General features: G+C 66.4%; 25 protein-coding genes. 17 read left to right on the top strand and 8 right to left on the bottom strand.

Translation table 11 applies throughout. From position 1 onward, the window contains the following. Positions 1-51: 51 nt before the first annotated feature. A complete protein-coding gene (locus ICJ04_RS05295; RefSeq protein WP_188326506.1) occupies positions 52-504 on the bottom strand; it encodes a copper chaperone PCu(A)C in 453 nt (150 codons plus the stop codon). A gap of 34 nt (positions 505-538) precedes the next feature. Between ICJ04_RS05295 and ICJ04_RS05290 the strand changes: the two genes are divergently transcribed. From ICJ04_RS05290 to ICJ04_RS05275, 4 genes are all read left to right on the top strand, one after another. Then, complete coding sequence (locus ICJ04_RS05290) at positions 539-1315, top strand: enoyl-CoA hydratase/isomerase family protein (protein ID WP_188326505.1); 777 nt, start codon at positions 539-541, stop codon at positions 1313-1315. A 61-nt stretch (positions 1316-1376) separates the two neighbouring features. Then, positions 1377-2285 carry an acyl-CoA thioesterase II gene (gene tesB, locus ICJ04_RS05285; RefSeq protein WP_188326504.1) on the top strand — a complete coding sequence of 303 codons (909 nt, stop codon included), beginning with the start codon at positions 1377-1379 and terminating at the stop codon, positions 2283-2285. A 13-nt stretch (positions 2286-2298) separates the two neighbouring features. Continuing rightward, positions 2299-2823: a pathogenicity-like protein gene (locus ICJ04_RS05280; RefSeq protein WP_188326503.1), complete on the top strand. Its 525-nt coding sequence runs from the start codon at positions 2299-2301 to the stop codon at positions 2821-2823. A gap of 150 nt (positions 2824-2973) precedes the next feature. Next, positions 2974-4194: a sigma-70 family RNA polymerase sigma factor gene (locus ICJ04_RS05275; RefSeq protein ID WP_188326502.1), complete on the top strand. Its 1221-nt coding sequence runs from the start codon at positions 2974-2976 to the stop codon at positions 4192-4194. A gap of 78 nt (positions 4195-4272) precedes the next feature. Here the strand turns inward: ICJ04_RS05275 and ICJ04_RS05270 are convergent, their stop codons facing one another. Then, positions 4273-4851, bottom strand: a complete 579-nt coding sequence (locus ICJ04_RS05270; protein ID WP_188326501.1) for an EF-hand domain-containing protein — start codon at positions 4849-4851, stop codon at positions 4273-4275. Between the two features lie 157 nt (positions 4852-5008). Between ICJ04_RS05270 and ICJ04_RS05265 the strand changes: the two genes are divergently transcribed. Together ICJ04_RS05265 and ICJ04_RS05260 are read left to right on the top strand one after the other, a co-directional pair. Further along, positions 5009-5764, top strand: coding sequence for an arginyltransferase (locus ICJ04_RS05265; RefSeq protein ID WP_188326500.1), 756 nt, complete (start codon positions 5009-5011; stop codon positions 5762-5764). A 38-nt stretch (positions 5765-5802) separates the two neighbouring features. Beyond that, complete coding sequence (locus ICJ04_RS05260) at positions 5803-7020, top strand: endonuclease/exonuclease/phosphatase family protein (protein WP_188326499.1); 1218 nt, start codon at positions 5803-5805, stop codon at positions 7018-7020. Between the two features lie 258 nt (positions 7021-7278). Here the strand turns inward: ICJ04_RS05260 and purT are convergent, their stop codons facing one another. After that, positions 7279-8463: a formate-dependent phosphoribosylglycinamide formyltransferase gene (purT, locus tag ICJ04_RS05255; protein ID WP_188326498.1), complete on the bottom strand. Its 1185-nt coding sequence runs from the start codon at positions 8461-8463 to the stop codon at positions 7279-7281. A 132-nt stretch (positions 8464-8595) separates the two neighbouring features. Between purT and ICJ04_RS05250 the strand changes: the two genes are divergently transcribed. From ICJ04_RS05250 to ICJ04_RS05225, 6 genes are all read left to right on the top strand, one after another. After that, on the top strand, positions 8596-9474 hold the full coding sequence (locus tag ICJ04_RS05250) for an SPFH domain-containing protein (RefSeq protein ID WP_188326497.1): 879 nt from the start codon (positions 8596-8598) through the stop codon (positions 9472-9474). 21 nt (positions 9475-9495) lie between these two features. Then, positions 9496-9675 (top strand): Arc family DNA binding domain-containing protein, encoded by a 180-nt coding sequence (locus tag ICJ04_RS05245; protein ID WP_188326496.1) that lies wholly within the window; start codon positions 9496-9498, stop codon positions 9673-9675. After that, the gene (locus ICJ04_RS05240; protein ID WP_188326495.1) at positions 9672-9848 is read left to right on the top strand and encodes a DUF4177 domain-containing protein; all 177 of its coding nucleotides are present in this window, start codon (positions 9672-9674) and stop codon (positions 9846-9848) included. Before ICJ04_RS05245 ends, ICJ04_RS05240 begins: the two co-directional genes overlap by 4 nt. A 2-nt stretch (positions 9849-9850) precedes the next feature. Then, the gene (locus ICJ04_RS05235; RefSeq protein WP_223202989.1) at positions 9851-11137 is read left to right on the top strand and encodes an alpha/beta fold hydrolase; all 1287 of its coding nucleotides are present in this window, start codon (positions 9851-9853) and stop codon (positions 11135-11137) included. Then, on the top strand, positions 11134-11715 hold the full coding sequence (locus tag ICJ04_RS05230) for a hypothetical protein (RefSeq protein WP_188326494.1): 582 nt from the start codon (positions 11134-11136) through the stop codon (positions 11713-11715). Before ICJ04_RS05235 ends, ICJ04_RS05230 begins: the two co-directional genes overlap by 4 nt. 80 nt (positions 11716-11795) lie before the next feature. Beyond that, the gene (locus ICJ04_RS05225; protein WP_188326493.1) at positions 11796-12605 is read left to right on the top strand and encodes a M15 family metallopeptidase; all 810 of its coding nucleotides are present in this window, start codon (positions 11796-11798) and stop codon (positions 12603-12605) included. A 470-nt stretch (positions 12606-13075) separates the two neighbouring features. Here the strand turns inward: ICJ04_RS05225 and ICJ04_RS05220 are convergent, their stop codons facing one another. From ICJ04_RS05220 to ICJ04_RS05205, 4 genes are all read right to left on the bottom strand, one after another. After that, entirely contained in the window at positions 13076-13447 is a 372-nt protein-coding gene (locus tag ICJ04_RS05220; RefSeq protein WP_188326492.1) for a DUF423 domain-containing protein, read from the bottom strand. A gap of 83 nt (positions 13448-13530) precedes the next feature. Beyond that, complete coding sequence (locus ICJ04_RS05215; protein WP_188326491.1) at positions 13531-14604, bottom strand: SRPBCC family protein; 1074 nt, start codon at positions 14602-14604, stop codon at positions 13531-13533. Between the two features lie 229 nt (positions 14605-14833). Continuing rightward, positions 14834-15475, bottom strand: a complete 642-nt coding sequence (locus tag ICJ04_RS05210) for a response regulator transcription factor (protein ID WP_188326490.1) — start codon at positions 15473-15475, stop codon at positions 14834-14836. Next, positions 15475-16665: a sensor histidine kinase gene (locus ICJ04_RS05205; protein WP_188326489.1), complete on the bottom strand. Its 1191-nt coding sequence runs from the start codon at positions 16663-16665 to the stop codon at positions 15475-15477. Before ICJ04_RS05205 ends, ICJ04_RS05210 begins: the two co-directional genes overlap by 1 nt. 140 nt (positions 16666-16805) lie before the next feature. Between ICJ04_RS05205 and ICJ04_RS05200 the strand changes: the two genes are divergently transcribed. Genes ICJ04_RS05200 through ICJ04_RS05180 form a run of 5 tightly spaced genes read left to right on the top strand, consistent with a single transcriptional unit; the run spans position 16806 to position 19839 of the window. Continuing rightward, the gene (locus ICJ04_RS05200; RefSeq protein ID WP_188326488.1) at positions 16806-17402 is read left to right on the top strand and encodes a GNAT family N-acetyltransferase; all 597 of its coding nucleotides are present in this window, start codon (positions 16806-16808) and stop codon (positions 17400-17402) included. Between the two features lie 13 nt (positions 17403-17415). Then, positions 17416-18204, top strand: coding sequence for a septum site-determining protein MinC (gene minC, locus ICJ04_RS05195; RefSeq protein ID WP_188326487.1), 789 nt, complete (start codon positions 17416-17418; stop codon positions 18202-18204). Positions 18205-18240: 36 nt separating this feature from the next. Next, positions 18241-19050, top strand: coding sequence for a septum site-determining protein MinD (minD, locus tag ICJ04_RS05190; RefSeq protein WP_188326486.1), 810 nt, complete (start codon positions 18241-18243; stop codon positions 19048-19050). Positions 19051-19052: 2 nt separating this feature from the next. After that, a complete protein-coding gene (gene minE, locus ICJ04_RS05185; protein WP_188326485.1) occupies positions 19053-19313 on the top strand; it encodes a cell division topological specificity factor MinE in 261 nt (86 codons plus the stop codon). 46 nt (positions 19314-19359) lie between these two features. Continuing rightward, positions 19360-19839, top strand: coding sequence for a hypothetical protein (locus tag ICJ04_RS05180; RefSeq protein WP_188326484.1), 480 nt, complete (start codon positions 19360-19362; stop codon positions 19837-19839). A gap of 172 nt (positions 19840-20011) precedes the next feature. On the opposite strand, the gene ICJ04_RS05175 is transcribed toward ICJ04_RS05180, so the two are convergent. Further along, positions 20012-21253: a DUF819 family protein gene (locus ICJ04_RS05175; protein ID WP_188326483.1), complete on the bottom strand. Its 1242-nt coding sequence runs from the start codon at positions 21251-21253 to the stop codon at positions 20012-20014. Between the last annotated feature and the right edge of the window lie 26 nt (positions 21254-21279).

Below are 21279 nucleotides of genomic sequence, written 5' to 3'. Positions count from 1 at the left end.
GCCGAGCGTGGCTCGGCGCTACCCGGCATCCGTCCGCACGACTGCGGGGTGTCAGGGGGCGGCCTTCCGCACCTGCAGGGTGATGCTCGCTTCGTCACCGCCGTCCAGCGCCAATACCACCGGCACCGCCTGCCCTTCTTTCACTGCGCCAGTTGCCTGCATCAACATCAGGTGCATGCCACCGGGCTTCAATTCGATCGTCGCGCCCGCCGGTATCGCCAGATGGTGCAGGTGCTGCATGCGGCTGACATCGCCCTGCACCCGGGTTTCATGCAGCGACACATCGGCGAAGGCCGCACTGCGCGCGCCCACCACCGTGACGGCCTTTCCGCATGCGTTGCGGATTTTCCCGTAGCCGGCGGTCATCGGCGTGGAGGCGGTCGGCGGCAATCGCGCCCAGCCCTCCTTTACTTCCAGGCAGGTCACCGTCGCGGCGGAGCCCACAAGGGGCGCAGCCCAGGCGCAGATCCCGAACAGTACGCCAACGAATGGTTTGGTTATCATCGGACCACGTTCCCTCACGGCAAGAGATCGCAGCATGACCACCCTCATCGAGGTGTACAACCACGGCCCCATCCGCGAACTGCGCCTGGCGCGGCCGCCGGTCAATGCGCTCGACACCGAGCTGTGCCGGCAGCTGATCCACGCGATCGAACAGGCCATGGCCGAGGACGTGCACGGCCTGGTGCTGTCCGGCAACGAGCGCGTGTTCACCGGCGGCATGGACGTGCCGCATCTGATGGCCCATGGCGATGACCAGCGTGCTCTGCTGGACAGCTGGCAGGCGTTCTTCGGCGCGGTGCGCACGCTGGCCGAGAGCCGCATCCCGGTGGTGGCCGCGCTGACCGGCCACGCGCCGGCAGGGGGCTGCGTGCTGGCGCTGTGCTGCGACTACCGGGTGATGGCGCGCAGCATTGACCCTGCCCAGCCCTTCACCATCGGATTGAACGAGGTACAGGTCGGCCTGGTCGCGCCTGAAGGCATCCAGCGCCTGCTGCGCCGTGCCGTAGGCGTGCACCGCGCCGGCATCCTACTTACCACTGCGGCGATGGTGCCGGCCGAGCAGGCGCTGCAGATCGGCCTGGTGGATGAGCTGGCGGACGGCGATCTGGTGGTGGCCCGCGCCGTGGCGTGGCTGCAGCGGCTGCTGAAGATGCCGCGCCAGCCCATGCTGCTGACCCGGGCCATCGCCCGCGCCGAGCTGCACGAAGCCCTGCATCCGGACCTGATCCAGCTGGATCGCTTCATTGAATCCTGGTACGCGCCCGATGCGCAGCAGGCCTTGCAGCACCTGGTCGCCCGGCTGGGTAAATGAACCGTGGGTCCGGGGGCGTCCCCGCTATAATCGCCCCCTGTCCTGACACCGGCTGTCCCTCTTGAACGACACGCACGAACCCGTCGTCTCCGAACTGATCGACCTGCTCACCCTGGAGCGGCTGGAAGACAACCTGTTCCGTGGCCAGAGCCGCGACATCGGCACCAAGTATGTGTTCGGTGGACAGGTGCTGGGCCAGGCCCTGGCCGCAGCCCAGGCCACGGTGGAGAACGGCCGCCACGTCCATTCGTTGCACGCCTACTTTCTGCGGGCGGGCAACATCGATCATCCGATCGTGTACGACGTCGACCGCACCCGGGACGGCGGCAGTTTCTCGGTACGCCGGGTCACCGCCATCCAGCACGGCAAGGTGATCTTCTTCTGTGCGGCCTCGTTCCAGCAAGCCGAGCACGGCGCCGAGCACCAGCACAAGATGCCGGAAGTGCCGCAGCCGGAAGACCTGGAACCCAACCGCCCGCTGCCGCAGGACGTGCTGGAGCGGCTGCCGATCAAGGTGCAGCGCTGGCTGTCACGCGGCGGTCCGTTCGAGTTCCGCCACGTCTATCCGCGCGATGAACTCAACCCGCCCAAGCGCCCGCCGTATCACCAGGTCTGGTTCCGCCTTAGCGAGCCGGTGGGCGATTCCCCGGAGCTGCATCAAGCGCTGCTGGCCTATGCATCGGACTTCCACCTGCTGGGCACGGCAACGTTCCCGCACGGCATCAGCTATTACCAGCCGCACGTGCAGATGGCCTCGCTGGATCACGCCATCTGGTTCCACCGGCCGTTCCGCGCCGACGACTGGCTGCTGTACTCGCTGGACAGTCCCAGCGCGCAGGATTCGCGCGGCTTGGCACGCGGCCAGTTCTTCGACCGCCAGGGTCGGCTGGTCGCCAGCACGGCACAGGAAGGCCTGATCCGCGTGGTGCCCGACAGCGTCGCCGCAGCCGCCGTACCGGCGAAGGACTGAAGGACCCCATCCCATGAGACAGATATTCAGCAGCCAGCGCGTGGAAACCGTGGAGGGCGTGGCCGAGCTGCTGCGCAGCCATGACATCGAAGTACGTGTGACCGATGGGCGCACGTACCACACCAAACGCCGCGGCCAGTTCAGCTACCTCGACCAGAACAAGAACATCCGACCGCCCACGGTGTGGGTGGTGCGGGCCGACGACCAGCCGAAGGCGCGCGAGATCCTGCGTGATGCACGGCTGCTCGACACCACGCGCCGCGACCATCCGACCGCGGAATTCGCCTTCCGCGAACCCGCCGCTGCCACCAGCGGCCGCGGCTGGGCGTGGCGCATCCGCATCGCCCTGCTGGTGGTGATCGCCGGCGTAGCGCTGTTCATCGCGATGGGCCATCGCGGCGCACAGGCCCCGCAGCCTGCGCCCGCTGCACCTGCACCCGCCGCCCAACCGCAGCCTGCCGCACCGACCCCGCCCGCCGCGCCGGAAGAGGAAGAAGAAGTCCGCGTGCGTATCCAGCCCGCCGCCCCGCAACGCTGACTGCAATGACGGCCGCTGGCCGTCAACGCGCGCTGACGGTAGTGACGGCCGCTGGCCGTCAGCGCAGACGGCCAGCGGCCGTCACTACAGGGCGGTCACATTCGCCGGGCCGCTTCGTCTTGGGACACAATCCCCGCAGGAGCGCCGCCCATGACGACTGTTGCCGCACCCTTCGATGATGTCCTGCACCGCGAACTGCCGGCCGCCGCAAAGGGCTGCCAGCATGCGTATGGCCGCATCGTGCAGGCGTGCCAGAACACGGTGACCGCCATCGCCCTGGCCATCACCCGTGATCGCGAGGCGAGCGAAGACATCGCCCAGGACGCCTTCGTCCGCGGCTGGCAGCAACTGCAGACGCTGCGCAATCCGTCCAGTTTCATGCCGTGGCTGCGGCAGATCACCCGCAACCTCGCCCGTGACTGGCTGCGCCGTCAGCGCGGTCGTCCCCTGTCCGGCGATGCGGCCGATCTGGCCATCCAGATGGCGGCCGATCCATCGCCCGATGCAGCCGACCGCCTGCAACAGATCGAAGAAGAAACGGCGGCCGAAGACATCATCTCGGCCTTGCCTGAAGACAGCCGCGAAGTGCTGTTGCTGTATTACCGCGAGGGCCAGCGCTCGCAGCACGTGGCCAACCTGCTGGGCCTGAGTGACGCGGCGGTACGCAAGCGCCTGTCGCGCGCGCGCGGCATGGTGCGCGAGGGCCTGCTGCAACGCTTCGGCGAGTTCGCCCGCAGCACGGCGCCCAGCGCCGCGTTCGCTACAGCGGTGGTGTCTACGCTGATGGTGGTGGCGCCGGGTACGGCCAGCGCGGCCATCGTACTGGGTACCGTGGGCGCGGGCGGCACCAAGCTCGGCCTGGGCGGCGCCAGTGCGACCGGTGGCACGGCACTGGGTTCGTTGACCGCAGCGGCATCCCAGCTGCCGGTGTTTGCGGATCAACTCAGCGTGGGCGCGACGATCGGCGCCGTGGTGGGGGGTACGACCTTCAGTTACCTCGGCGGTCGCTACCTGATGTCATTCGCGGAATCGCCGCAGGAACGCACGCAGATCCGGCGTTTCGTGTATCTCAACACGCTCACTGCGCTCGTGGTCTGCATCACCGTGCTGGCGCTTTCGCTGCTGGCGGCACCGGTGTGGGTGGGTCTGTTCGCTCTGTTCGCAGGCCTGTCGCTGGTGTGCTGGCAGTGTCTGGTTCCACTGCGGCAGATCATGCAGCCGCTGATCGACCGGGATGCCGAACGGCGCGGACGGCAGGGAAAGCGGAACTGGACGTACGAAGCGATGTACGGCAAGCAGGGGATGCTGGGCGCCGGCCTGGGTGCGTTGATCGTGGTCGGGGCGTTGTTGTGGAGAAACGGCTCGCTGTGAGCCCAGCCGGATCCTGAGCACCGCGATCACCTGCCCTCGCCGGCGTGGCCGACGAGGGCGGGCGATCAACCTGCAGGGTTACTTGGCAGCGGGGCGAGCCGGACCCGCCGGACCAGCAGGTCCCCGGCCCTGGCCGCGGGGACCGTGCATCAGGCCCTTCGCTGCATCGAACTCGGCCTTGCTCAACTGGCCGTCCTTGTTGGTGTCGGCCGCTGTGAACCAGGCATCCCGATGCTGCTTCATGCGCAGCTCGCGGTCGGCCTGGTCCAGGAAGCCATCCTTGTTGATATCCATCTGATCGAAGCGTTCGGCCAGGCGCGGATCGGCCTTGGCTTCCTCACGGCTGATGCGGCCATCCTTGTTGGTGTCCAGCTTCGCCAGCTGCTCGGCGTGGCCGCGGCCCGGGCCGCGGTGGCCGTGCTTGCCACGCGGCATTTCCTCGCGCGACAGCTTGCCGTCCTTGTTCGCGTCCATCTGGTCGAAACGCGCGACCAGACGCGGCGACGCGGCTGCTTCGGCACGATCGACGAAGCCGTCGTTGTTGGTGTCCAGCTTGGCCGGACGCTGCGGAGCGGGCGGCGCGTCAGCGGCCAGTGCGATGCCGGTAGCAGAGGTGCTGAACAGCAGGGCCAGCAGCAGGGGGGTACGCAGGGTCATGGTGTCGCTCCAGTAGAAGGGGGTACCGGGGGTGCATGTCTGTCACCCTCGATATACGAACAACGCCCGGGCGGAGCCACGGTTGACCTGCCACCCCGCCGCGTTCATCAGGCAGACAGTCGCGGCTGATGCGACAGCCAGAAGTTATGCTGTCCGCATGGCACTACATGGCAACCGAGACGACGACCTGCGCCTGTTCCAGACCGGCGAGCACCCGTGCGGCTACTGGCCGGACCGAACCGCGCGCGACCTGGTGCTGGACCCGCACGACCGCCGGCTGGGTGGCCTGTATCCGATGGCGCTCAGCTGGGGGTTCCGGCGCAGTGGCGATCTGGTCTACCGGCCGCATTGTGCGCAGTGCCATGCCTGCGTGGCGGTGCGCATCCCGGTGCAGCGCTTCGCCGCCGACCGCAGCCAGCGCCGCTGCGCCGCGCGCAACGCTGACCTGGAAATCCGCATCACCGCCGCCACTGCCAGCGACGAGCTGTTCGCGCTGTATCGCCGCTACCTGTCGCACCGCCATGCCAACGGCGGCATGGACAGCCACGGCCCGCACGAGTTCGAGCAGTTCCTGATCGGCAGCTGGTCGCACACCCGCTTCATGGAAATCCGCCTGCCGCCGCCGCAGGGCGGTCCCGGCGCCCTGATCGGGGTGGCGGTCACCGACGTGACCGAGCAGGGCCTGTCGGCGGTCTACACGTTCTTCGATCCGGACCACGCCCAGCGCGGTCTGGGCACGTTCGCGATCCTGCAGCAGGTGGAATGGGCGCGCCGCGAGGCCTTGCCTCATCTCTACCTGGGCTACTGGATACGCGACCACCTGAAGATGGATTACAAGCGGAGGTTCCGCCCGCTTGAAGCCTATGACGGACGCCGCTGGAACGAGTTCGACCTGGAACTGGCCGGTCGCTGACAAGCCACTGACACAGGCGCCGGTGCACAATACCGACCATGAAAATTCCCGCATTCCGCCTCCCTGCCCTGACCGTCGCCCTGGCCCTGCTGTGCGGCGGCTGCGCGCAGACCCCCGAGCGTACCGCCACGATGCCCGACGCCGCCTCCCCCCTGCGATTGGCCACCTACAACACCTCGCTGTACTCGGACGAGACCGGGGGGTTGATCGCCGAACTGGAAGGCGACAGCGCGCATGCGCGCAAGATTGCCGCGGTACTGCAGCAGGTACGCCCGGACCTGGTGCTGCTCAACGAGTTCGACTTCGACGACGCCCAGCGGGCTGCCGATCTGTTCCAGAAACGTTATCTGGAGGTCGCGCAGGACGGCGGCGGTGAGTCGCTGCATTTCGCCTACCGCTACCTGGCCCCGGTGAATACCGGCGTGCAGAGCGGGCTGGACCTGGACAACAACGGCGAAATCGGCGGGGAGGGCCGCAGCCGCGGCAACGATGCATGGGGCTACGGCCTGCACCCCGGCCAATACGGCATGCTGGTGCTGTCGCGCTACCCGATCGATGAAGCAAAGGTGCGCAGCTTCCAGTTGCTGAAGTGGAGCGCGCTGCCCGGAGCGATCCGCCCGGTGGACCCGCGCACCGGAACGCATTTCTACAGCGACGCGGTATGGGCCCAGCTGCGGCTGTCGTCCAAATCGCATTGGGACGTGCCGGTGCAGACCCCGTCCGGCGTGGTGCACGCCCTGGTATCCCACCCCACCCCGCCGGTTTTCGACGGCCCGGAGAAGCGCAATGCCGCGCGCAACCATGACGAACTGAAGCTGTGGCAGGCCTACCTGTCGGCCGGTGACACCTCGTGGCTGTGCGATGACCAGAAGCGCTGCGGCGGCCTGGCGCAGGATGCCCGCTTCGTGATCCTGGGTGACCTCAACAATGATCCGGTGGACGGCGATGGCCGCCACGAGGCGATTGTCGAACTGCTGGAACACCCGCGCGTGCTGCGCCACGCCACCCCCTCCAGCGTGGGCGGTGAGCAGACCAGCCTGGCCTACGCCGCCAAAGGCATCACCCGCCGTGGCGCCCCGCAGCACGCAACCGGCGATTTCGGCCCGAAGTCGGGCACGATGCGGCTGGATTATGTGCTGCCCTCGGTCGGCTTCGCGTACCTCGGTGGCGGCGTCTTCTGGCCCGCCGAAGGCAGCCCCGAGTCCCGCATCGCAGACGGCAGCGACCACCACCTCGTCTGGGCCGACGTCCGGTAACGCTGAGGGGTAGCGCCGACCGGGTAGCTCCGACCGGGTAGAGCCGACTTCAGTCGGCTGCTCTGCGTCCGCATAACATCAGCCGACTGAAGTCGGCTCTACCTGTCGGCTGTTCTTCGAGTCCGCGTAACGGCAGCCGACTGAAGTCGGCTCTACCTGTCGGCTGCTCTTGGGGTCCACGCAACGGCAGCCGACTGAAGTCGGCTCTACCCGGTCGGCTCTACCCGTCCGCTCTACCTACCAGAGACAGCAGCGGCCCTACTTCAGGCTTACGCCGATGGCGGCGGCGGCGTCGCGGGCGATGGCGCGCGCTTGATCCGTGCTTTCGCCGCGGGCCAAGGTGACGCCGACGCGGCGATGGCCGTGCACGCTGGGCTTGCCGAACAGGCGCACGGCGGTATCCGGCACCTGCAGCGCGGCGGCGACGTCGGCGAAGTGCGGCACGCCTTCGCCGTGTGCCAGCAGCGCACACGAGGCACTCGGTCCGCTCTGCCGGATCACCGGAATCGGCAGGCCGAGGATCGCCCGCGCATGCAGGGCGAACTCGCTCAGTTCCTGCGATACCAACGTGACCAGGCCGGTGTCGTGCGGGCGCGGTGAGACCTCGCTGAACCACACCTCGTCGCCCTTGACGAACAGTTCGACGCCGAACAACCCCCAGCCCCCGAGATCATCGGTGACGGCCTGCGAAATCTGCTCGGCGCGGGCCAGCGCCGCGGCAGTCATCGTCTGCGGCTGCCAGCTCTCGCGGTAGTCGCCATCCTTCTGCAGGTGGCCGATCGGCGCGCAGAACGAGGTGCCGCCCGCGTGGCGCACGGTCAGCAGGGTGATCTCGTACTCGAAGTCGATGAAGCCTTCAACGATGCAGCGACCGGCACCGGCGCGACCACCGGTCTGTGCATACGCCCATGCCGGCGCGATGTCCGATTCGCTGCGCAGCGTGCTCTGCCCCTTCCCCGACGACGACATCACCGGCTTGACCACGCACGGCAGACCGATGGCCTGCACGGCCGCGCGATACTCTGCCTCGGTATCCACGAAACGGTACGGCGAGGTCGGCAAGCCGAGCGTTTCTGCGGCCAGCCGGCGAATGCCTTCGCGGTCCATGGTCAGCCGCGCGGCACGCGCCGTCGGCACGACGCGCAGGCCCTGCTCCTGTTCCAGCTGGACCAGCGTTTCGGTGTGGATGGCTTCGATTTCGGGCACCACCAGATGCGGCTTCTCCTCTGCGATCAGCGCACGTAACGCCATGCCGTCCAGCATGTCGATCACATGCGCCCGGTGCGCGACCTGCATCGCCGGCGCATCGGCATAGCGGTCGGCCGCAATGACTTCTACGCCCAGCCGCTGCAGTTCGATCGCCACTTCCTTACCGAGTTCACCCGAACCGAGCAGCAATACACGGGTAGCGGAGGGCGACAGGGGGGTTCCAAATGCAGACATGGCGGCGATCCAACGGCGAGCTGATGGCGGAGGGGCATTCTAGCCGCTCCGGCCTTCCGGCCGAACAGCGGAACTTGCAAAGTGATATCAATTTGATATCTTCCATTTCTGACACCTCAAGGACGTATCGCCATGAAAGAACAGCCCATCCGCTCCATCAATGGCCTGGCCGTACTGGCCGCCATTCTGGTCATCGCCGGCATTGCGGGCGTTGCATTCCTGGTCGGCATCACCGGTGCGGGCGGCATGCGCCCCAGCCCGGTCCTGTTGCTGGGCAGTGTGGTGTTGATGATGGTGGCGGTGCTGCCACTGATCGGCCTGTACACCGTGCAGCCCAACCAGGCGGCTGTGCTGAGCCTGTTCGGCAAATATGTCGGCACGGTGAAAGACAACGGCCTGCGCTGGAACAACCCCTTCTATGCCAAGCGCCGTGTCAGCCAGCGCGTACGCAACTTCGAAAGCGGCAAGCTCAAGGTCAACGAGCTCGACGGCAGCCCGATCGAGATCGCGGCCGTGATCGTATGGCAGGTGGTGGATGCCTCCGAAGCCGTCTACAACGTGGACGACTACGAAAGCTTCGTGCATATCCAGTCCGAATCCGCGCTGCGCGCGATGGCGACCAGCTATCCGTATGACCAGCATGAAGAAGGCCAGCTTTCCCTGCGCAGCCATGCCAGCGAGATCTCCCTGCACCTGAAGAACGAGCTGGCCGAGCGGCTGGCCGATGCCGGCGTGCAGATCATCGATGCGCGCATCAGCCATCTGGCCTACGCCGCCGAGATCGCCCAGGCGATGCTGCAGCGGCAGCAGGCCAACGCGGTCATCGCCGCGCGCACGCGCATCGTCGCCGGTGCGGTGGGCATGGTGGAAATGGCCCTGAGCGAACTGCAGAAGAACGGTGTGGTGCAGCTGGACGAAGAGCGCAAAGCGCACATGGTCAGCAACCTGTTGACGGTATTGTGCTCTGACCGCGGCACGCAGCCGGTCATCAATGCCGGATCGCTGTACTGAGTCGGTGTCACAGGAGTTTCCATGAGCGAGAAGAAAGCCTATCCACTGCGCATCAACGCCGATGTTCTGGCCGCGGCGCAGCGCTGGGCTGACGACGAGCTGCGCAGCCTCAACGCCCAGATCGAATACGTGCTGCGCGATGCGCTGCGCAAGGCCGGGCGGCTGCCCAAATCCCCCCCATCGAAGGAGCACAAGGAATGAGCAAGCGCTGGACCTATCAAACCATCGAGATCAAGCCCGGCCTGATGGGCGGCTTCAAGGTTGATGAAGTGCAGACGGAACTGAATCGACAGGGACAGCTCGGCTGGGAGCTGGTCAACATCGTCTTCGCTCCGTTGAATCCGATGATCCTGGTCTTCAAGAAGGAGGCCTGAGCATGCGCTTCTATCGCACGATGCTCGCCGTGGCGCTGTCACTGTCTGCCGGCCTGGCCTGTGCAGGCGAACCGGCGACGCGCGCGGTGCAACTGCTCGACCACCTGCAGGCGGGGCGTGTCGACGACGCCGAATCCATGTTCACCCCGCAGATGCGCGCTGCCGTGCCCGCTGCCAAGCTGCGTGCGTTGTGGCAATCACTGGGTGATCTGCAACAGCGCGGCGATGCACGCGTGAGTACGCAGCAGGGAATGCAGATGGTGGAGGTTCCGCTGCAGTTCGCCAGCGCGGCCTTGATCGCGCAGATCGCGGTAGACCCACAGGACAACATCGCCGGCCTGCTGCTACGCCCTGCCCCGGCCGCGAAGGCACCCGCGCCCGCAGCGGACGCCCGCTTCCTGGAGCTGGAGTTCAGCGTTCCCCAGCAGCGCGGCGCACTGCCCGGCACGCTGGCGCTGCCCAAGGGCAAGGGCCCCTTCCCCGCGGTGGTGCTGGTCCACGGCTCCGGCCCGCAGGACCGCGACGAGACCGTTGGCGGCAACCGTCCTTTCCTGGACATCGCGCGCGGCCTGGCGGCACACGGCAAAGCGGTACTGCGCTATGACAAGCGCACCCTCGCCCGCCCGCAGGATTTCCAGCAACCGTTCGACATCGATGACGAGACCACCGACGACGCCGTCGCGGCACTGACCGCACTGGCCGCCGATCCCCGCATCGATGGCCGCCGTGTGTTCGTCCTGGGCCACAGCCAGGGCGGCATGTTGGCACCGCGCATCGCCAGCCGCTGGCCGCAGGCACGCGGCGTGGTGATGTGGGCAGCGCCGGCGCGCGGCCTGCTGGACCTGCTGCCCGAACAGAACCGCTACCTGCTGGGGCTGGACGGTGACATCACGGCCCCCGAACAGGCCTTCCTCGACACGTTGGACGCACAGATCGCCGCTGCGCGCAGCGACGTGCCTGCTGCCGCCAACACGTTGCCGTTGGGCGTGCCCCAGCACTTCTGGAAGAGCATCGAAGCAGTAGATGCACGCGCCGATGCCAAGGCCCTGCGCAAACCGCTGCTGCTGGTCCACGGTGGGCGTGACTTCCAGATCACCGACACCGACTGGGCGCTGTGGCAAGCCGCATTGAAGGGACGCAACGACGTCGCCTGGAAGCGCTATCCGGCCTTGAACCACATCGGCATCGCCGGCACCGGACCCAGTTCGCTGAAGGAATACACGCAGACCGGCCACGTCGATGATCAGCTGGTGGATGACATCGCCACCTGGATCGAGGCGCAGAAGTGAGCGGCGGCAGCGACCCGCGCTGTTTCGACGTGAGCGAGGATTCGGCACTGCGCCTGCTCTGGATCCTGCTGCCCATGCTGTCCTTCATTGGCGTGACGGCGTGGCACCTGCGCGAACCGGCGCCCTTCTCGACGCTCATCTTCGACATCACCGCCTCGCCCCCTTACTTCACGATGGGGGGCAGCCCCGGATGGAGTCTGCTGGTGGCGATCACCGTCACTGGCGTGCTGTGCTGGAAGTATTTCCAGCGCCGGGTGCAGCTGGACAACGGCGTGCTGACGGTGTGGTCCACGTTCTATCGCCGCCGCACGGCCGTCGTGGACATGCAACTGGACGAAGCCGTGGTGGTCGATATGACGCGGGACCGGCGGCAAGGGCTGCAGTGCAGGACGAATGCGTACAGCCTGCCCGGCTTCCACTCCGGCCATTACCGCCTGCGCGGTGGCGGCAAGGGCTTCGCCCTGGTGACCGACCTGCGCCGGGTGCTGGTGATCCCGGTGCGCGAGGGGCCTACCCTGCTGCTGAGCGTGGAGCAGCCACAGCAGCTGCTGCAGGCGCTGCGCAACGATCGCGGCTGAGCGTGGGCTGCGCCATGGTCGGGGCTACCGGGGAGCCTGCCCAGGCTGCCCCCCACGGCGCTTCGCGCTAAGCTGACCGTATGCACCGCTCGATCCCCCTGCTGCTGAACACCGACGCCATCGAAGTGTGGCCCGCCCCGCTGCTGCGCGCCCACGGCAATGCCGATGCGCGCCTGTTGGCACGGGCGGATTGGGTACTCCGGCGCAAGCGCGACGGCCGCTATCTGGCAGCGGTGCTCGATCAGGGCGTGCATTCGCTGATCGCCCAGCTGCCACGGGAACCCGGTACCGCCGAGGCGCTCGACGCGCTGTCGTGGCTGGACCCTGCGCGCGGCGCGGGGGCCTTGGACACGCGCCTGCTGTCCCCGCAGGGCCTGCGGGAGCGGCTCGAGCCGCTTGGGCTGGATGCTGATGCGTACGCGGACCAGAGTGGCCTGATGCTTGAGCCTGAACCGGTGCTGCTTCACTACGCCGGTCGCGACCGTTTCCATCGCCCCCTGTGGCTGCGTCGAGCGGCGGCCCTGGCGTGGCGACGCATGCGCCTGCAGGCAGCACGCAACGGCGTCGCCCTGGACGCGATTTCCGGTTACCGCAGCCATGCTTACCAGCTGGGAATTTTCGAACGCAAGCGGGCCCGCGGGCAGCACGTCGAACAGATCCTGCAGGTGAACGCGGCACCGGGTTTCAGCGAGCACCACAGTGGCATGGCGCTGGACATCGGCACACCCGGCGAGCCGCCTGCGGAAACGTCGTTCGAGCACAGCCCGGCGTTCGCCTGGCTGCAGGAACATGCGCACCGGCATGGATTCCGGATGAGTTACCCGCAGGGCAACCCGCATGGCATCGTCTACGAACCGTGGCATTGGCGATGGCACCCGGCCGGCGCCTGAAACGCGCCTGATTGACGCTCGGCGAGCGCAGCGGTGCCTGAAGCCTCCGCCGAGCACGGCTCGGCGCTACAACGGCCGGCCCCGAAATGCCCGTGATCGGTAGCGCCGAGCCACGCTCGGCGAGCGCAGCGGTGCCTGACGCCTCCGCCGAGCATGGCTCGGCGCTACAACAGCCGGCCCCGAAATGCCCGTGATCGGTGGCGCCGAGCCACGCTCGGCGAGCGCAGCGGTGCCTGACACCTCCGCCGAGCACGGCTCGGCGCTACAACAGCCGGCCCCGAAATGCCCGTGATCGGTAGCGCCGAGCCACGCTCGGCGAGCGCAGCGGTGCCTGACGCCTCCGCCGAGCATGGCTCGGCGCTACAACAGCCGGCCCCGAAATGCCCGTAATCGGTAGCGCCGAGCCACGCTCGGCGAGCGCAGCGGTGCCTGAAGCCTCCGCCGAGCACGGCTCGGCGCTACCAGGTCACTCAGCGCCGCAAGGCGTCTACCGCCACCAGCACCCACCCCAGCATCAATGCGCTGCCGCCGATCGGTGCGAAGCGTGTCGGCCACTGCCAGAGCGCGTTGCCGGCCAGGCTGCCGGCAAACAGCAGCGTGCCCAGCAGCAGCACGCACAACCCCAGCTGCGCGAAGAACGTGCTCGCCCGCGGCCCCAATGCCACCAGTACCGCACCGTGCGCGAACGCATACAGCGCGGCCATGTTGAGGTGCTGCTGCGCCAGCGGGTCGCTGACACCGTGCGAGGCGTAGGCAGACACGCCGATGGACGCTGCAGCCAACAGCGCGCCGATGCAGGCCAGCAACGAAGGCCTGCGGGTACGTCGATCCATGGAAAACATAGCGGCTCCTTGGGCACTACAAAAAAAAACGCGCCGCAGTGAGCGGCGCGTTTTCGTTCGTACGTTACATCAGGCGTCCAGGCTTACTTGACGGCCCAATAGATGTCGTACGTACCTTCTGCAGTGAAGGACTTCTGCACGCCACCATTCCAGGTCTCGTACGGGCGGTCGATCACTTCGTTGCCGCCGGTCACCGACCAGGCGCGCAGGGCATTGCGGGCAATGTCCAGGCCAGCCATGTGACCGGTGAAGGTCGCATGGGCCGAGCGGTGCGGTGCAACGCGGACGTACTTCACCGGCGCGCCACCGTCGATCTTGACGGTCAGCTCTTCAGCCGACACGCCCTCGGTGCCCTTCTTCTTGACCGGCTGGGCCACGTCGAAGGCGTACTTCTCTGCACCGAAATCGGTGGTGATCAGGCGGAACGGACCTGCAGCTTCCAGGTTGTTCGCTTCCATCACGCGCTTGATCCACTCTTCGTTGTCAGCGATGGACTTGGTGATGGTGGCTTCGCCACGATCCACGTTGCCCGCGTTGACGACCAGCAGATCTTCGGCCGGGACATCCACGATGGCCAGGTCGTTCAACGGTGCTTCGGCGGTGCGGTAATCAATGTTCGGCACCGTGGCCAGCATGTTCGCCATGCGCGACAGACCCAGCTTCAGGTCGTCACCGATGTGGCGGCTGACGTACAGGCCGGCATAACGACCGAACAGATCGAAGCCGTAGTTGACGCTGTAATCCTGGGTGATCTTGACGTTGCGGCCACCCTTGCCAGTCGGCTCGAGCAGGAACGTGGTCACCTTGTCGCTGCCCTTGGTGGCATCGTCGACAGCGATTGCAACGCGCTTGTTTTCTTCGCTCTCGGTGATCTTCCAGGTGCCGTTGCCCAGGTCCTTGGAGGTGTAATCCAAGGTGGCACCGACGCCGGCAGCCGGGCCGGAGAACTTCAGTTCGGCAGCGGGATCACGCAGCAGGAGTGGGTTCCAATCCTTGAAGCGGCGCAAGCTGTTCACCGTGTCGAACACGATCGTCATCTTGCGGTTGGTTTCGATGCTTTCCGAAACATGGCGCTGGCCCGGCAAGACCACGCCGATGATGACGAACAGGCCAGCCACGATCCCCAAAGCGATCAGGAACTCGATAATACGGGTCATTCAGAAGTCTCCGGGGCCGATCCCACGGCCGGGTTGATTGAAGCGAAGCGCCAATCCTAGCAGCTTCGTTGGCGTTGTAGATCTGGTTTTGGCGTACCGGTTTCCGTGCCGGCAACCGTTTTGTACATACAAGGGACCGAAGGGTAGCGCACATCCGCTACCCACCAGTAGGGGGTCCCCTTCAGGGGGTCGTTCAGTTTATCGCCAAACCCTTGTCATTCAAGGTTTTTCACACCAACTGCAACTCGAATGCCTTGAGCACGGCGCGCGTACGGTCGCGCACACCGAGCTTGGACAGGATGTTGGAAACGTGGTTCTTGATCGTGCCCTCGGCCACGCCGAGCGAATTGGCGATCTCCTTGTTGGAGAAACCGCTGGCCATCAGCCGGAGGATCTCCGTCTCACGATCGGTCAACGGGTCCGGCCGGTCCAGGCTGACGAACTCATTGCGCATGTGCTCCAGTCCGGACAGCAGCCGTTGGGTCACCGCCGGCTGTACCAGCGAACCGCCCTCGGACACCGTGCGGATCGCCCCGACCAGCTGGTCCAGGGTCACATCCTTGAGCAGATAGCCCTTCGCACCGGCCTTCAGCCCCGCCAGCACCAGCTGGTCATCGTCGAAGGTGGTGAGGATGATGGTGGGCGGCAGCTGCCCCAGCTTGGACAGCATCTGCAGCGCCTCCAGCCCCGACATCGCCGGCATGCGCATGTCCATCAGCACGACGTCCGGCTTCACCTGCGGAATGAGCTCGACCGCCTGCCGGCCGTCGGCCGCCTCGGCAATGACTTCGATGCCATCGTCCAGTGCAAGCAGCGAGCGGATTCCCTGCCGCACCAGGGTTTGGTCGTCGACCAGGCATACGCGAATCATCAACGAACTCCTTCAGGTGCAGTGCTCAGCGCCAAGGCCGGAACACCGGGAACCGTTGCACGCAGGCAGAAGCCTTCGCCACGGCGGGTTTCAATCTCCAGCTGCCCGCCGCATTGCTGCAGGCGTTCGCGCATTCCGCGCAGGCCATTACCTACCACGATTCCGTCCGTGCCGGCACCATCATCGCGTGCTTCCAGGCTCACTCCGCCCTCTTCCCGGCGGACCTTGAGCCACAGATTACGCGCACCGGCGTGGCGCACGGTATTGGTGATGATCTCCTGGGTGCAGCGCAGCAGCACATGGGCGCGCTCGGGATCTTCCACATACAGCGGCGTGGGCACGTCCAGGTGCACCTCCAGCGCCGGTACGCGCAGGGTCAACGGGCGCAGCGCCGCCGCCAGATCGATCGCGCCGCTGTCGCGCAGCTGGCTGACCGCTTCGCGCACATCGGTCAGCAGCAGCCGCGCCAGCGTGTGCGCCTGATGCACGTGCTCCTGCGCGCGTCCCTCGGTGATGTGACCGGCGACCTCCAGATTCAGGCTGAGCGCGGTCAAGTGGTGGCCCAACAGGTCATGCAGCTCGCGGGAAATGCGCGTGCGCTCGTTGACGCGGGCACTTTCGGCCAGCAGTACACGGGTGGCGCGCAGCTCGGTATTCAGACGACGCTGTTCTTCACGGGCATCGGTCTGCTGCCGGGCCACCAGACTGGTGACGAAGATGAACATCGAGAACCCGCCGTACAGCAGCGACTGCATCACCGCCTCGAACAGGGGGAAGCGCAGCAGCACGTAGTACACCGGCGCCACCGCCAACTGGCTCAACAGCAGCCAGATCACGCCGTAGTGCGCGGCAAGCATCCATGGGATCACCCCGGCGGCGACCATCATCAGGATGCTGCCCAGCCCCGAGCCGCTCAGGAAGCTGACGCCGAGCGCGGAAATGGTCAGCAGCACGAGCATGCCGCGGTCCATCCAACTGGCGTGGCCCCCACTGCGCAGATCACGGGTGAGCAGGAAGTAGGCCCCGCCGAACACCAGGTAGGCACCGAACAACAGCATGGCCGGCCCGTTGTCAGCGCCTTGCCGCTGCAGGTTCTCTATCTGTGAATAAACCAGCGGCAGGCCGACCATGACCCAGGTGAACAGGCCGGCCAGACGGAGGACGCGGGTATGACTGAGGGCTCCCAACATCCCTGCATCTTAGGCTGAACCCGGCCCGCGTCACTCCCACGGAAGTCATGCCCCGGATTCCCCCGGCGACGGTCCCCCCATGCAATAATCAATGGGAGCGGTCCGGAAACGGGCCACACGCACCACCCCACGGAGTCACAATGTCGATTGTCATCCGCGACGTGCGCGAGCATGAGCTCGATTCCGTCCTGGCCTTGAACAACAATGCCGGCCTGGCGATCCTGCCGCTGGACGCGCACCGGCTGCATCTGTTCTATGAAACGGCCGAATATTTCCGCGTCGCCGAGCGCGACGGCAACCTTGCCGGCTTCCTGATCGGGTTCGGCAGCGCAAGCGAGCACGACAGCAGCAACTTCGCCTGGTTCAAGCAGCACCTGGACAGCGGATTCTTCTATATCGACCGCATCGTGGTCGCCAGCCGTCGGCGTGGCGGCGGTGTCGGGCGGGCTTTTTACGCCGATGCGCAGAGCTATGCCGAACTGCGCTACCCGCAGATGACGTGCGAGGTCTTCCAGGACCACGGCGCCGATGCGGCACTGCTCTTCCACGGCAGCTTCGGCTTCCGCGAACTGGGCCAGAACACCATGCCGCACGTCGATGTACGCGCCAGCATGCTGGCCAAGGAACTGTGCAGCTACGCCTGGGTGAGTGATACCTACGGCGGCAAGCTGCCAGACGTGGCATGGGCGCGTGGCCGGCAGTTGCCGGCGCACGCACAGCAGCCGACGGGTACTTGAGGTGGCGGTGAACATGGATTACGAACAGGCCGGTGAGCTGAAGATCGGCCAGGTGGGCATTGCCAACCTGCGCATCCGCACGATGGATGTCGAACGGCTGGTGCAGGAAATGAACGAGCGGGTCACGCGGGCGCCGAAGTTGTTCGGCCGCGCCGCAGTGATCCTGGATTTCGGCGGCCTGACCCGCGCACCGGATGTTGTCAGTGCGCAGGCGCTGCTGGACGGGCTGCGCGGCGCCGGCGTGCTGCCGGTGGCGTTGGCCTATGGCACGTCGGAAATCGAGCTGCTGTCCCAGCAGCTTGGCCTGCCGCTGCTGGCCAAGTTCCGCGCCCAGTACGAACGCGCGGATGCCGAGCCGGTAACGGCACGCCAGGCCCCTGCTGCTGCGCCCGCGCCGACGCGTGAACCGCGCCGTGCGGCGGCGGCAAGCGCAGCGCTGGCGGCGCCCCCACCGGCCACCGGCGGTGCGCCGAAGCCGGGCCGCATGCAACTGGCCAATGTACGATCGGGCCAGCAGCTGTACGCGGAAAACTGCGACCTGACGGTGATGGCGACCGTGGGCGCCGGCGCCGAAGTCATCGCCGATGGCAGCATCCATATTTACGGCACCCTGCGCGGACGCGCGCTGGCCGGTGCCCAAGGCAACACCGCGGCGCGTATTTTCTGCCGCGATTTCCATGCCGAACTGGTAGCCATTGCCGGCCACTACAAGGTATTGGACGATGTACCGGACAACCTGCGCGGCAAGGCCGTGCAGGTCTGGCTGGAACAGGACCAGATCATGATCGCTGCGCTTGATTGACGCAGCCCCAACCAGAACTAGAGCAGGAGAAGTCCTTTGGCTGAAATCATCGTAGTCACCTCCGGCAAGGGCGGCGTCGGCAAGACCACCACCAGCGCAAGCCTTGCCTGCGGCCTGGCACGTCGTGGCAAAAAGGTGGCGGTGATCGACTTCGACGTCGGCCTGCGCAACCTTGACCTCATCATGGGCTGCGAGCGCCGCGTGGTGTACGACTTCGTCAACGTCGTGCATGGCGAAGCAAGCCTCAAGCAGGCCCTGATCAAAGACAAGCGCTTTGACAATCTGTACGTGCTGGCGGCCTCGCAGACGCGTGACAAAGATGCACTGACCCAGGAAGGCGTGGGCAAGGTCCTGAAGGACCTGGCCGCCGACGGCTTCGAGTACGTCATCTGCGATTCGCCCGCCGGCATCGAAAAAGGCGCGTTCCTGGCCATGTACTTCGCCGACCGCGCCGTCGTGGTGGTGAACCCGGAAGTGTCGTCGGTACGCGACTCAGACCGCATCATCGGCCTGCTGGACTCGAAGACCCACAAGGCCGAGAACGGCCAGGACGTACCCGCCTTCCTGCTGCTGACCCGCTACACCCCGACCCGGGTGGAAGCTGGCGAAATGCTCAGCATCACCGACGTGGAAGAAGTGCTGGGCCTGAAGGCCATCGGCGTGATTCCGGAATCGGGCGACGTGCTCAATGCCTCCAACAAGGGCGAGCCGGTCATTCTGGATGGCACCTCACCGGCCGGCCAGGCCTATGACGATGCCGTCGCGCGCATCATGGGCGAAGACCGCCCGATGCGCTTCACCGCCGTAGACAAGAAGGGCTTCTTCAGCAAGCTGTTCGGAGGGTAAGCATGGGCCTGTTCGATTTCCTGAAAGCGAAGAAGACCACCGCCGAGACCGCGAAGAACCGCCTGCAGATCATCATCGCGCAGGAACGCAGCCATCGCGGCGGTCCGGATTACCTGCCGCTGATGCAGCGCGAGCTGCTGGAAGTGATCCGCAAGTACGTCAACATCGACGTTGATGCGGTACGGGTGGACCTGGTCAAGGATGGACAGCACGACGTGCTGGATATTTCCGTGGCCCTGCCCGAAGGGCCTGACAAGCCCTGATTCTTTGCCCCGTCCGCACCCGGTGCGGACGGGGTCGATACCTGCCATGACCGATCCTGCATCCGATCCCATCGTCACCTGCGTGGGCGACATCGCCTTCGCCGATGCCGCGTGCCTGCTCGCCACGCACGGCCTGCACCTGCACCACGTGGCGGCGGGTGAACCGATCCCCGGCAGTTACTGGGGCGAACCGGAGGCAGGCATCATCGCCCACACTGTCTACGTGCGCGATGACACCCCGGTGCATTCGATGCTGCACGAGTCCTGCCATCTGATCGTGCTGCCGCCGGAGCGCCGCGCGCTGGTGCACACCGACGCCACCGATTCGGTGCCCGAAGAAGACGCCACCTGTTATCTGCAGATCGTGCTGGCCGGGCAGTTGCCCGGCGTGGGCAGCGACCGCCTGATGGCGGACATGGATGCCTGGGGCTACACCTACCGGCTGGGCTCCACCCGCGCCTGGTTCGAGCAGGACGCCGAAGACGCGCGCGCATGGTTGGTCGAACGGGGTTTGTTGGTCGGCTGAGCGGGTGTGTCCGTGTGTGCGGGTGGGCCGAGGGCGGGAAGAAAAGCAAACGCAAAAGCGGTAGCGCCGAGCCATGCTCGGCGGCTTTTTGCTGACGGGCACGGATGGATTCCGCCGAGCATGGCTCGGCGCTACCTGCTTCTGCCTGGTCCCACCACGACAGACGAAAAAATTACTGCCCCGCCAGCGCCCGCAATGTAATGCCCACCACGTAGGCCAGGTACGTGCCGGTCGCGTAGCCCATCGTGCCCAGCAGCACGCCCACCGGCGCCAGCGACGGATGGAATGCCGCGGCCACCACCGGTGCCGACGCCGGCCCGCCGATGTTGCTCTGCGAACCGATGGCGAAGTAGAAGAACGGCACGTTCAGCAGCTTCGCCAACAGCCACAGCAGCACGATGTGCACCGCGATCCAGATGATGCCCAGCAGGAACAGCCACGGCCGGTCCAGCAGCGCCAGCAGGTCCATCTGCATGCCGATGCAGGCGATCAGGAAGTACAGCAGCAGTGAGCCGACGCGCGATGCACCCACACCTTCCAGGGTGCGTGCCCGGGTAAAGCTCAGGGCCAGGCCCAAGGTGGTGGACAGCACCACCACCCAGACGAACGGCGCGTCCAGGCTGAACTGCGATGCCCAGCTGACATTGAGCTTGAACCACGCCGCCAAGGGCGCGCCCAGCGCATGGGCCAGGCCCACACCGCCAAAGGCCACCGCCACGATCAGCATCAGGTCGGTCAAGGTCGGCACACGCTCGTGCTCGGCCTGGAAGCGGGCGATGCGCTCTTTCAGCTCATCGATGGGCGTGGTATCGGCCCCGCTGCGCGCATCGATCTTCGCCGACCGCCCCGCCATGAAGATCAGCACGGCCATCCATACATAGCCCACGCCGACATCGACCACCGCGAACTGGCCGAACGTGGTCGCGTTGACGTCGAAGACTTCGCGCATCGCCAGCATGTTCGCGCCGCCACCAATCCAGCTGCCGGCCAGCGCCGCCATGCCGGCCCACGTATCGCCGGCGACCGTTTCCGGGTGCAGCGCGCGCATCAGCAGGAACGCCACGACGGCACCGATCATGATGCTGGCAGACGCCCCCAGATACATCAGCACCAGTTTCGGCCCCAGCCGCAGGATGCCCTTTATGTCCACCGCCAGGGTGAGCAGCACCAGCGCGGCCGGCAGCAGCACGTCGCGGGCGATGGGGTTGTACAGCTTGGTGTTCTGGCCGTCGATCAGGCCCACCGTGTTGTAGATGCCGGGCAGCAGGTAACACAGCAGCAGCGCCGGCACGAAGGCGTAGAACCGCTTCCACAGCCCCTGCTCGCGCGAAGCCGTCCAGAACACCGCACCGAGGGTAGCGGCAATCAAACCGAAGACGACGATGTCGTTCTGGATCAGGGGAGTCGAAGGCATGGACACAGGCACCCGGTAGAGCCGAC

The sequence above is a fragment of the Stenotrophomonas sp. 169 genome (assembly GCF_014621775.1).
Taxonomy (GTDB): Bacteria; Pseudomonadota; Gammaproteobacteria; order Xanthomonadales; family Xanthomonadaceae; genus Stenotrophomonas.
Note: the sequence above shows the minus strand (reverse complement) of the source record. Positions and strands in the feature narration are given on the sequence as shown.